The following is an 11622-nucleotide window of genomic DNA, read 5'->3' as shown; positions in this document are numbered from 1 at the left end:
ACGCGCTTTCCAAGTACGAGAATTCGGGTGCGCATGGAACTGACCCTCCCCCCGGGGCCAGCCGAGTGTCAAGTGGGTGGGACGGAGGTCTCACTATTCGGGCGCAGCGGAGGCCGCGCCATGGCCGCCTCCGCCCCGTCCCGGCCGTCTCCCGGCGCGAATCGCCTGGGCAGTTCGCCCAGCACCCGTCCGGGTGACACCGGTTCGCGCCCCTTCTTGACGTGGCGTACGGGCAGGCCCGCACCGCTGAGCACCACGGCCCGGCCCTCGCTGCCCGGGCCCGGCACCGGATAGCCGCCCTGCGCCAGCGCGCGGCGCAGCCGGTGTTCGTCCAGCGGTCCGGAGAAGGCCATGCCCTGGCCGTGCGTGCAGCCCATCGAACGCAGCGCGACGACCTGCTCGGGCAGGTCGACGCCGTCCGCGACGGACTGCATGCCGAGGTCGGCGGCGATCCGCAGCAGGCCCGATGTGATCTTGTGCAGCCGGGCCGAGTCCACCACCCCGTCGACCAGGTCGCGGTCCAGCCGCAGCACGTCGACGGGCAGCCGGCGCAGTGCGCCGATGGCGGCGGCGCCGCTGCCGAAGCCGTCCAGGGCGATGCGCACCCCCAGGCGGCGCAGGGCGACCAGGCGCCGCTCCAGCTCCTCCAGCGGTATCCGCGGATCGGTGTCGGACAGCTCCAGGACCAGCGACCCGGACGGCAGGCCGTGCCGGGACAGCAGCGCCTCGATGCTCTTGGGCGGCAGCGCGCGGTCCAGCAGCCGGTGGGCCGAGATCCGGACGGCCACCGGGACCGGATGGCCCGCCCGGTGCCGGCCGGCGGCCTGCTGCACCGCCTCCTCCAGCTGCCAGCGGCCCAGCTCGGCGGTGCGGTCGCCGTCCTCCTTGAGACGGCCGCGGTCGCCGACCCGCAGAAACTCCGCGGGGGTGAAGAGTATGCCCTGGGCGGAGCGCCAGCGGGCGAGCGCGGCGACCGCCGTGATCCGGCCGTCGGCCAGCTCCACCACGGGCTGGTGCAGCAGCGCGAACTCGCCGTCGTGCAGCGCCGTGCGCAGCTTGGTGGCCAGCTCGGCGCGGCGCACCACGTCGGCCTGCATCTGGGGCGCGTACAGCTTGACGCAGCCCTTGCCGGCCTGTTTCGCGCGGTACATCGCCAGGTCGGCGTTGCGCATCAGGGGGCCGGGGGTGATGCCCGGCTCGGCGAAGGCGACGCCGATGCTGGCGGCGACCCGTACGTCCCGGCCGTCGATCTTGTACGGATCGGAGAGCCGGATGCGCAGCCGGTCGGCGACCTCCAGGATCCGGTGCTCCCGGGCGGCGTGGTCACGGGTGCCGTCGCCCATGATCAGCGCGGCGAACTCGTCGCCGCCCAGCCGGGCCGCGGTGTCCCCGGCCCGTACGGATTCGGCCAGTCTGCGGGCGGCCTGGACGAGCAGTTCGTCGCCCGCCTGATGGCCGATGGTGTCGTTGACCTGCTTGAAGCCGTCCAGGTCGATGTAGAGCACGGCCGTGCCCGGATCGGTGGCGCGGCGGCCGGTCAGCGCCTGGCTGACCCGCTCGGTGAACAGGGCCCGGTTGGGCAGGTCGGTGAGCGCGTCGTGCGAGGCGTTGTGCTGGAGCTGGGCCTGGAGGCGGACGCGTTCGGTGACGTCGCGGGAGTTGAAGATGAGGCCGCCGTGGTGCCGGTTGACCGTGGACTCCACGTTGAGCCACTTCTCCCCGCCGGGGCGGTTCTCCCCTGCCCGGAACCGGCACTCGATGCGGGTGGTCGGTTCCTCCTCGGGCCGGGCCGCGAGGAATCTCCGTACCTCGTGCACCACGCGCCCCAGGTCCTCGGGGTGGATGAGAGAGGCCAGCTCGGAGCCGACCAGCTCCTCCGCGTCCCGGCCGTAGACCCCCGCGGCGGCGGGGCTGACGTAGCGCAGTATCCCGGTCGGCGCGGCGATCATGATGACGTCGCTGGAGCCCTGGACCAGGGAACGGAAGTGGTTCTCCTTCTGGGCCAGTTCCTGCGTGAGGGTGATGTTGTCGAGCAGCATGATGCCCTGTCGGACAACCAGGGCGAGGACGACCGTGCAGCCGGTGAAGAGCACCACGCGGTCGATACGGCGGCCGTCCAGGACGTTGTACAGGATGCCCAGGGTGCACACGGCGGCGGCCAGGTACGGGGTGAGCGCGGCGAGCGAGCCGGCGATCGGCCGCGTGGCCGCCGAGGTGGCCGGCGGTGTGCGCGGTGCGGCGCGCTCGGGCGCGGCGGCCGCGGAGTCGCCGCCGGGCAGCCGCCGGGCCACCCACGGCGCGTACGTCAGGAGCATCGAGCCGGCGAACCAGCCGGCGTCCAGGATCTGGCCGGAGCGGTAGTGCTCGCGCAGCAGCGGCGAGCTGAACAGCGCGTCGCACAGCACCGTCAGGGCCAGCGCCGCGATGGCGGTGTTGATCGCCGAGCGGTGTGCCGAGGAGCGCTTGAAGTGCAGCGCGAGCACCATGCTCACCAGCACGATGTCCAGCAGCGGATACGCCAGCGCGAGCGCGCCCTGCGGCACGCTCTGGCCCTGGAAGTGCGCGGTGTGCGCGAGCGCCAGGCTCCAGGACAGCGTCAGCAGCGAGCCGCCGATCAGCCAGGCGTCGAGCCCCAGGCACACCCAGCCGGCCTTGGTCACGGGCCTCTTGGCGAGCACGAGCAGGCCGATGATGGCGGGTGGTGCGAAGAGCAGGAAGCAGAAGTCGGCGAGCGACGGGCTCGGGACCGGCTCACGCAGCACGAATTCGTACCAGCCCCAGATGCCGTTGCCGAGCCCCGCCATCGCGGAGGAGGCGGCGAACAGCAGCCAGGCGGGTCGAAACCGGCCGTGGTGCCTGCGGGAGTACAGGAAGCAGGAGCCGGCGGCGGCGAAGGCGGCCAGGCTCAGCCCGAAGTCGCCCATGAACAGGGCCAGTTCGGAGGATCCCCAGCCGAGCGCGGCGCCCAGGGCGTAGCCGCCGCAGACGACCGCGAGCACGACCTGCGGCACCACGCCCGGGGCCCCGCCGGTCTGCACCGGCGGCCGGGTGAGGACCGCGCCCGTGGCGCTCACCGCTCTCTCCTCCCGTGCGCCGCGGGGCTTCGTCGTGGTCGGTGCGCGTGTGACACCCGACGCGTCCAGGGCCCCGGAGGTGCCCCTCCGGGTGATCGCGGAGTGCTTGTTTCGCGATTCGTCCATCGGCCGTACATCGCCCGTCGCCCCCCTCGGTTCCGGTCTTTCGCGCTGTGCCGCATCACTCCCGGCACGGCCCCCGCTCGGACGATACACCAGCTTCGTCACTCAGGGACATAGCTTCTCTACTGAGCGTGACTGTCGGTGGGATGCGGATACCCAGTGCAGTCGTACGGCCCCGTAGAGCTACCCGCAAGGGGTCCGGGCAGGATTCACCCGGCCGTAGCCACGACGTTGCGCAAGGGTTCGCCGGTGGCGAAGCGCGACAGCTGGTCTCTCATGAGGCGCTTCGCGCGGGGCAGGAAGGCAGAGCTGGGGCCACCGACGTGTGGAGTGATGAGCACGCCGGGAGCGTGCCACAACGGGTGCCCGGCGGGCAGCGGTTCCGGATCGGTGACGTCCAGGGCCGCGCGCAGCCGCCCGGATTCCAGCTCCGCCAGCAGCGCCTTGGTGTCCACGACGGCGCCGCGCGCGACGTTCACCAGCAGCGCCCCGTCCTTCATGCGCGCCAGGAAATCGCTTCCGACCAGGCCACGGGTGGTGTCGGTGAGCGGCGTCGTGATGATCACGACGTCCGCCGCGGGGAGCACGGCGGGCAGTTCGGCGAGCGGAAGCACGGGCCCGCGCACGGTCTCACGTGCGGTGCGCGCAATGCGTGTCACCCGCGCACACTCGAAAGGCGTGAGCCGGTCCTCGATCGCACTGCCGATCGAGCCGTAACCCACAATGAGCACCGTCTTGTCGGCGAGGGCGGGCCGGAAGCCGGCCAGCCACCGCTCCGCGTCCTGGCCGCGGACGAAGTCCGGGATGCCGCGCAGGGCGGCGAGCGTGAGGGTGAGCGCCAGTTCGGCGGTGCTGGCGTCGTGCAGCCCACGGGCATTGCACAGCTGGGTCCCCGGAGGCATCTGGGGCAGGGCGGGCAGCATGTGCTCGATGCCGGCGGTCAGCGTCTGTACGGCCCGCAGACCGGTCATCTCCGGCAGCGGTCGTACGGACGCCTCCGCGCTCTTCATGTACGGGACCACGTAGAAGACGCAGCGGGCGGGGTCCGCGGGGAACTCCGGCCCGGCGTCCCAATGGACGTAGCGGAAGCCGTCCGGCAGTCCGCCGACTTCGTCGGGTGGGATCGGGAGCCATACGTCGTTCGCGGCGGTGCGCGGGTCGTCGGGTGCCATGGCCAGAGGCTATGCGATGCCCTCCGTGCCCAGACGTTAGTTTGGTCAGGCCCTTGATCGGGGGCGAGGGGACGGAGGCACGACCGCGTGGAGCGCAGGACAATCGGGGCTACAGCGCTCGAAGTGGGTGCTATCGGACTCGGCTGCATGCCGATGAGCTGGGGGTACACCGAGTCGCAGCGCAACGGGGAGGGCTCGCTGCGCGCCGTGCACGCCGCGCTCGACCGGGGCTGCACCCTGCTGGACACCGCCGACATGTACGGGCCGTTCACCAACGAACTGCTGGTCGGCCGGGCCTTGAAGGAGCGCCGCGCGGAGGCTTTCGTCTCGACCAAGGTGGGGCTGCTGGTGGGCGAGCAGCACATCGTCGCCAACGGGCGCCCCGGCTACGTCAAGCGGGCCTGCGACGCCTCGCTGCGCCGCCTGCAGACCGATGTGATCGACCTCTACCAGCTGCACCGGACCGACCCCGAGGTGCCCATCGAGGAGACCTGGGGCGCGATGGCGGAGCTGGTGGCGGCCGGAAAGGTGCGGTCGCTGGGGCTGTGCGCGGTGGGCGCGCGCGCCGGACGCCGCCGGGGCGCGCGGCTGTACGACGGGACGCTGCGCCAGCTGGAACGCGTCCAGCAGGTGTTCCCGGTCAGCAGCGTGCAGGCCGAGCTGTCGGTGTGGTCGAAGGAAGCGCTGGAGCAGCTGCTGCCGTGGTGCGTCACGCGGGGTGTGGGGTTCCTCGCCGCGATGCCGCTGGGCAACGGTTTCCTCACCGGCACGCTGACGCCCGGCCAGGGCTTCGAGCCGGAGGACATACGGGCCCGGCACCCGCGCTTCACGGCCGAGATGATGGCCGCCAACCAGCCGGTGGTGGCCGGGCTGCGCCGGGTCGGCGCGCGCCACGGGGCCACGCCGGGGCAGGTGGCGCTGGCGTGGGTACTGGCGCAGGGGCGGCACGTCGTGCCCGTACCGGGGACGAAGAAGGAACGTTGGGCCGCCGAGAACGCGGCGGCGGCCGGCCTGGTGCTGGACCGCCGGGACCTGGCGGAGATCGCGGGGCTGCCGCCGGCGCGGGGGTCTTGGGACTAGGGCGGTTCGGCCTTTGCGCCGTCAACGTAGCAGGCGGGGGCGGTGAGGCCGGTCGACGGGCGAGGGTCCCGGGGTCGAGTGGTGGGCGTGGGTTCCGGGGGACGAGTGGTGGGCGTGGGTCCCGGGAATCGAGTGGTGGACGCGGGGCGTCGGCGGCCGGGTGGCGGGTGCGGGGCGTCGGGCCGGAGTGGGGGCCTGACTTGGCGGGTGGGGTGTGGTGTCGTAAGGCGGGTTCCGTCGACGAGAGGACTTCGCCGTGCAACGACGCTCCGTGACCTCCGTGTTGGCCGCCTCGCTGCTGCTCGCGGCGGGCTGCTCGTCCGGCGGCGCGCCGGCCCGGGCCGGCTCCCCCGCCGCCTCGTCCCCGGGCAGCCCGCGGCCCTCCGTCTCCACCCCGCCCGCCCAGGGCTCGGTGACGGTGGCCAGCACCCTCACCACGGATCTCATTTCACCCTGGGGAGTGGCCGCGCTGCCGGACGGTGACCTGCTGGTGTCCTCGCGCGACACCGGCAAGATCTGGCGGGTGGCGGCGGACGGCGGCCGCAGGACCGAGCTGGGGACGGTGCCGGGGGTGGCGCCGGGCGGCGAGGGCGGTCTGCTGGGGCTCGCGGTGGCACCGTCGTACGGCCGGGACCACCAGGTGTACGCGTACTTCACCACCGAGTCCGACAACCGCATCGCCCGTATGGTCCACGACGAGAAGAAGCCCGCGGGCCGACAGCTGGGCGCGCCCGACACGGTGCTCAAGGGCATCCCGAAGGGGCAGGTCCACAACGGCGGCCGGATCGCGTTCGGTCCGGACAAGATGCTCTACGCGGGCACCGGCGAGACCGGTGACACCGGCCTCGCGCAGGACAAGAAGTCGCTGGGCGGCAAGATCCTGCGCATGACGCCGGACGGCGGGCCGGCGCACGGCAATCCCGATGCCGGTTCGGTGGTCTACAGCTATGGGCACCGCAATGTGCAGGGTCTGGCCTGGGATGCCGAAGGGCGGCTGTGGGCGGCCGAGTTCGGCCAGAACACCTGGGACGAGCTGAACCTGATCGAGCCGGGCAGGAACTACGGCTGGCCCGAGGTGGAGGGCAAGGGCCGGGGCGACGCGCGGTTCGTGGACCCGGTGGCGCAGTGGGCGACGGCGGACGCCTCGCCGAGCGGCATCGCGTACGCCGGGGGGTCGATCTGGATGGCGGGGCTGCGCGGCGAGCGGCTGTGGCGGATTCCGCTCGCCGGGCGGGAGACGTCGGCGCCGCCGCAGGCGTTCCTCAAGGGGGAGTACGGGCGGCTGCGTACGGTCGTGCCGGCCGGGGACGGCGGACTGTGGCTGGTCACCAGCAACACGGACGGGCGCGGGGAGCCGAAGAAGGGTGACGATCGCATTCTGCGGCTCAAGGTGAGCTGACGGCCGTCCGGCCGGTGGGCGCCTGGTGGTGGGCGCCCACCGGGGCGCGGGGGTCGGCCCCGCGCGGGGACCGCACGGCCCATACCCGCCCGATCCGTAACCGCCCGGCCCACACCCGCCCGTTTCGTTCCGTTGGTGCCTACACTCGTCGTACGGGACAGGCCACGTCGTCAGGGGGCGGGATGTTCAATCTGGTGGAGGAGCTGTTCGCGCCGGGGCGCAAGCACACCGACGAGGAACGCCGGCGGCTGACCCTGGTGGTCGACGACACCGGCGACAGCGATCCGGGCAAGGGGCCGATAGACCTGTCCTCGGGCAAGGTCACCATCCGGGTGCCGGAGCAGGGGCCGCCGGCGGACTCCTGACGCCGTCCCGCGCACTGGCCCGCGCCCTGGTCCCGAGCGCACCGCCTGCCCCGCCGCCTACCCCGCCGACAGCTCCGCCGGGGCGAACAGCCGCAGCCGGTGGGCCATCGCGCCCGCCTCGCCGCGGCCGGAGACGCCCAGCTTGGCCAGGATGTTGGAGACGTGGACGCTGGCCGTCTTGGGCGAGATGAACAGTTCGTCGGCTATCTGACGGTTGCTGCGCCCGGCCGCAACCAAGCGCAGGACGTCGCGCTCGCGCCGGGTCAGGCCGAACGTCTCGGCGGGCGGGGTGGCGGCCCGCTCGTCCGTGGACTGCGCGGCATCCGGCTCCGGCCGCCCCGCCAGCGGTATTCGAGCGCGCCGGGCGAGCCCTTCGATCCCCTCGGCGAGCGGCCGGGCGCCCATCCCGCGGGCCGCCTTGCGAGCCTGGACGAGCAGCAGCGCGGCGGCCTCGCGCGGCGTACGGCCCTCCAGCCCGGCCGTCGCGCGCGCGGCGTCGTGCAGCAGTGCCTCGGCCCAGCGGTAGCAGGCCAGGGCGAGTTCGTACGGGCGCTCCACCTGCTCGAAGGCGGCGACCGTGGCGGCCCAGGCGTCCGGTGTCGTGCGGTCGGCGGCGCGCAGCAGCTCGGCCTCGACGGCGCGGCCGTACGCCGCCCAGACGGGGGACACGGTGGGTGTGGCCTTCGCGGCCTGCCGGATGCGCGCGAGGGCGGCGGGCCGCTCCGGCTCGGCCGCGGGCAGGCCGCGCAGCTCCGACTCGGCGGTGGCCGCCGCCCACAGCAGTGGCCAGACGTACCGCTGGGTGCCGGGCGGGAAACCGGTTTCCATGGCCTGCCGGAGGATGTCGCGTACGTCCGGGACGCGGCCCCGGGCGGCGGCGATCTCCAGGGCGTACCGGGTGAGGGGGAGGGAGTGCTGCGGCTGCAGGTCGTGGTTGCCGTAGTGCTCTTGGGCGACGGCCAGATTCCGCTCCGCGCGGTCCACATCGCCCTCCTTCAGGGCGAGGTCCGCGAGGCGGTTGGTGGCCAGGGCGCGGGAACGGGCGCTCAGCGAGCGGCGGCGGGCGTCCAGGGCCGCTTCCCGCGCCTGCTCCCAGCGGCCCAGTGACTGGAGCGACTCGGCGCGGTTCCCGCTGACCCAGCTCGTGCTCTCCTTCAGGCCGTGGTGCTCGGTGAGCGCGAGGCCCTGGTCCGCCACCTCGACGGCATCCGAGGAGCGGCCCACGCCTTCCAGAGCCGAGGAGAGGTTGATGTGCCCACGGGCGACCACCGAGGAGCAGCCACGGGCCACCGCTCGCTCCAGGACCGCACGCAGCTGCTCCAGCCCACCCTCCACGTCACCCGAATCGACCCGCAGGCCGGCCAGGGTGACCAGCGAATTGAGCTCCTGCTCCGTGTCGCCGACGAGCCGGGCCAGCTCCACGGCGCGCTCGGCCGTGGCAAAGCTTCCGGAGCCGGGGGTGTGCAGCATCGCCCAGGTCGCGGACTGGGCGAGCACGGCGGCGTGCACCGAGGACGGCGGCAGGCCGCGCACCAGTTCCTGGGCGCGGGCCAGTTCGGCCCAGCCGTCGCCTCGGCCGGTGCCCTGCACGAGGCGGGAGCGCTGGAGCAGGAACCACGCCGTGCGCAGCGGGTCCTTCTCCGCGTCGAGGGAGCGCAGGGCGCGCTTGGTGATCGTGAAGGCGCGCTCGGTGTCCCCGGACAGGCGCGCGGCCACCGCGATCTCGGCGAGCAGGTCCATGAAGTGCAGCGCGTCGTCGTCGCAGCCGCAGGCCGGGTACGCCTCGGCGTAGTCCGCCGGACGCACGGCGCGGCGGACCTCCTTGGGCGCGTCGTCCCACAGCTCCAGGGCGCGGTCCAGCAACCGCAGTTGTTCCGTGTAGGCGTGGCGGCGGCGGGCCTGGACGGAGGCGGCGAGGACGGCGGGCAGCGCCTTGGCCGGGTCGTGGGCGTGGTACCAGTAGCTGGCCAGGCGGGCGGCGCAGGTGTCGGCGCGGACCAGCGAGGGTCTGGCCTCCAGGGCTTCGCCGTACCGGCGGTTGAGGCGGGTGCGCTCGCCGGGCAGCAGGTCGTCGACGACGGCCTCGCGGACCAGGGCGTGCCGGAAGCGGTAGCCCGTGCCGTCCCGGTCGGGCACCAGGGTGTTGCTGCCGACGGCCGCCCGCAGCGCCTCGATGAGGTCGTCCTCGGACAGGCCGCAGACGGCGGCGAGGAGTTCGTGTTCGACCGTGGAGCCGCCCTCGGCGGCCACCCGCACGACCCGCTGGGCGTCCTCGGGCAGCGCCTCGACCCGGACGAGCAGCAGGTCGCGCAGCGGGTCGCTGAGCCCGGTCAGGCAGCCCTCCCCGATGCTGCGGGCCAGCTCCTCCACGAAGAAGGCGTTCCCCTCCGAACGCTCGAAGACCCGGTCGACCAGCTCCTCGTCGGGGCCGCGGCCGGTGATGCCGGCGATCTGGGTGCGCACCTCGGAGCGGTTGAAACGGGCCAGTTCGACGCGGTGGATCGTGCGCATACGGTCGATCTCGGCCAGGAAGGGGCGCAGCGGGTGGCGGCGGTGGATGTCGTCGGAGCGGTAGGTGGCGACGAGGAGGATGCCGGCGTTGTTCAGGGCGCGCAGCAGGTAGGAGAACAATTCCCGGGTGGAGCGGTCGGCCCAGTGCAGGTCCTCGATGACGACGACGAGCGGGCGGTGGGCGGCGAGGCGCTCCAGGAGCCGGGCGGTCAGCTCGAAGAGGCGGGCCCGGCCCTGCTCGTCGTCGTGCGCCTCGCGGGCGGGCTCGCCCAGCTCGGGCAGGATGCGGGCCAGTTCGCCCTCCTGGCCGGCGACGGCGGCGGCCAGCTCTTCGGGCAGCTGTGCGTTGAGCAGGTGCAGGACCGCGGAGAACGGGGCGAACGGCAGGCCCTCGGAGCCGATCTCGATGCAGCCGCCGATCGCCACCAGGACTCCGTCGGCCCGCGCGGCGCACGCGAACTCCTCGATGAGCCGGGTCTTGCCGACCCCCGCCTCACCGCCGATGAGCAGCGCCCTGGGCTCGCCCGACTCCTTGATACGGGCGAGGGCGCCGCGCAGTGTGCCGAGCTCACTGCCGCGGCCGACGAACACCGGACTGACGGACCTGGTTTCCACGCCGCTGAGCATCGCACAGGGGTCTGACAACGCGGCAGTGGTCATCGTCACGCGAGACGGCTCCCGGGGCCCCGGACGGGCCGCGGGAGCCGTGACGGTCGGGCAGCGCACCGGCCGGCCCGCCGGTCAGGCGGCCTTGGCGAACCGGTCGGGCGAGCCGTTCACCCGCCCTTCCGGGCCGTTGGCCCTGGAGCGGCCGCCCCGGCGCGCGCGGCGCGCCTTGCGGGCCTCGTTGACCAGCCGCTCCCGGTCGGCCTGGCGGCGCAGTTCCTCGTAGCGGACGCGGAGTTCGATTTCCCCGTACAGCATGGTGTGCTCCCTGGATCTGGCGTTGGCACGGTGACACCTGGTGGCGGTGTCCTGTTGACGTGCTCCAGCCTGCTCGCCCAGGGGGGTGCCCCACATCGGGCAGGTTCCCGATCTCGCGGAGCATGGGGGCCTTAGAAAAGCGACCGGCCCCGGACCGGCGGTGCCTCAGACGGCCGCGTACGGCCTTAGACACCGCCCCGGCCGGGGCCTGATCGCCGCGTCCGCGGCCGACTGCTTCGCAGGGACCTCAGGGTTCACGGGGACCTCAGATGCGCAGGAGCCTCAGGAACCGGGGGTCCCGGCGCCACCGCTCTTGGGCAGCGTCGGCATGCTCGCGAACAGGTCGAAGTACATGCCCGCGGAGACGATGATCCCCAGCACGCCGAGGGCCAGACCGCCCCAGGCCACGGCCCGTACCCAGACCGGGCGGGTACGGGTGAGGACCAGGCCCGCGACCACCACGGCGAGCAGCGCGATCAGGCCGTTGACGAGGGCGTGGGTGTGCCAGGGGGCGCCGTAGACGGTGCCGATCTGGTCGGTGGCCTTGCCGGTCTGCAGCTTGATCTGGCCGAGCAGCGTCTGGCGCTCGGCCAGGACCGTGCCCATCCAGGTGCCGGTGAGCGAGGCCAGGCCCAGCCCCGCGGCGACCACGGCGCCGGCGCCGGACGCCACCGAGCCGGCCGCGGCGGCGGTGGCCGGCGGCGCGTCCGCTTCGGCGTCCTCGGTCCCTTCCCCGTCCTCGTCGGCGGCGTCCGCGCCGCGCGGGGCGTCCTCGTCGACCGCGGCGCCGGCAGCCGGCTCCCCGTCCGCCTTCTTGGCCTCGGGAGCCTCGGACGTGCCGGTGGCCTCCGTCGTACCGGGGGCCTCGGCGGCCTCGGCCGCCTTCGTGTCGTCGGTGCGCGCTTCGGTCTTCGTCGTGTCCATGGGCGCGACCGTAGGTGCCGCGTCTGAGAGACATATGAGAACGCCCGTGG

General features: G+C 73.6%; 8 protein-coding genes. 3 read left to right on the top strand and 5 right to left on the bottom strand.

The annotated features are described in order from the left end of the window. Positions 1-68: 68 nt before the first annotated feature. On the bottom strand, positions 69-3074 hold the full coding sequence (locus IH45_RS0116750) for a putative bifunctional diguanylate cyclase/phosphodiesterase (RefSeq protein WP_032917620.1): 3006 nt from the start codon (positions 3072-3074) through the stop codon (positions 69-71). A 332-nt stretch (positions 3075-3406) separates the two neighbouring features. After that, the gene (locus IH45_RS0116745) at positions 3407-4369 is read right to left on the bottom strand and encodes a 2-hydroxyacid dehydrogenase (protein ID WP_030668101.1); all 963 of its coding nucleotides are present in this window, start codon (positions 4367-4369) and stop codon (positions 3407-3409) included. A gap of 87 nt (positions 4370-4456) precedes the next feature. Between IH45_RS0116745 and IH45_RS0116740 the strand changes: the two genes are divergently transcribed. The 3 genes from IH45_RS0116740 (at position 4457) to IH45_RS0116730 (ending at position 7213) form a co-directional block, all read left to right on the top strand. Continuing rightward, a complete protein-coding gene (locus IH45_RS0116740; protein WP_078897608.1) occupies positions 4457-5449 on the top strand; it encodes an aldo/keto reductase in 993 nt (330 codons plus the stop codon). A 271-nt stretch (positions 5450-5720) separates the two neighbouring features. After that, complete coding sequence (locus IH45_RS0116735; RefSeq protein WP_032917607.1) at positions 5721-6848, top strand: PQQ-dependent sugar dehydrogenase; 1128 nt, start codon at positions 5721-5723, stop codon at positions 6846-6848. Positions 6849-7030: 182 nt separating this feature from the next. After that, entirely contained in the window at positions 7031-7213 is a 183-nt protein-coding gene (locus IH45_RS0116730; RefSeq protein ID WP_030668091.1) for a DUF6191 domain-containing protein, read from the top strand. Positions 7214-7270: 57 nt separating this feature from the next. Here IH45_RS0116730 and IH45_RS1000000150805 read toward each other — a convergent pair whose 3' ends face one another. The 3 genes from IH45_RS1000000150805 to IH45_RS0116715 form a co-directional block, all read right to left on the bottom strand. After that, complete coding sequence (locus tag IH45_RS1000000150805) at positions 7271-10351, bottom strand: helix-turn-helix transcriptional regulator (protein WP_030668089.1); 3081 nt, start codon at positions 10349-10351, stop codon at positions 7271-7273. Between the two features lie 114 nt (positions 10352-10465). Then, the gene (locus IH45_RS0116720) at positions 10466-10648 is read right to left on the bottom strand and encodes a hypothetical protein (protein ID WP_030668086.1); all 183 of its coding nucleotides are present in this window, start codon (positions 10646-10648) and stop codon (positions 10466-10468) included. Between the two features lie 282 nt (positions 10649-10930). Then, positions 10931-11572, bottom strand: coding sequence for a hypothetical protein (locus IH45_RS0116715; protein ID WP_030668083.1), 642 nt, complete (start codon positions 11570-11572; stop codon positions 10931-10933). Positions 11573-11622: the final 50 nt, after the last annotated feature.

This window comes from Streptomyces rimosus subsp. rimosus, from assembly GCF_000720725.1.
Taxonomy (GTDB): Bacteria; Actinomycetota; Actinomycetes; order Streptomycetales; family Streptomycetaceae; genus Streptomyces; species Streptomyces rimosus_A.
The sequence above is the reverse complement of the archived record's forward strand: the minus strand, read 5'-3'. Positions and strand labels throughout refer to the sequence as shown.

What these genes read in the sequence shown, in the direction of transcription:
- IH45_RS0116715 (WP_030668083.1), bottom strand. Translation starts at nt 11,572, where the DNA reads ATGGACACGACGAAGACCGAAGCGCGCACCGACGACACGAAGGCGGCC.
- IH45_RS0116745 (WP_030668101.1), bottom strand. Translation starts at nt 4,369, where the DNA reads ATGGCACCCGACGACCCGCGCACCGCCGCGAACGACGTATGGCTCCCG.
- IH45_RS0116720 (WP_030668086.1), bottom strand. Translation starts at nt 10,648, where the DNA reads ATGCTGTACGGGGAAATCGAACTCCGCGTCCGCTACGAGGAACTGCGC.
- IH45_RS1000000150805 (WP_030668089.1), bottom strand. Translation starts at nt 10,351, where the DNA reads ATGCTCAGCGGCGTGGAAACCAGGTCCGTCAGTCCGGTGTTCGTCGGC.
- IH45_RS0116730 (WP_030668091.1), top strand. Translation starts at nt 7,031, where the DNA reads ATGTTCAATCTGGTGGAGGAGCTGTTCGCGCCGGGGCGCAAGCACACC.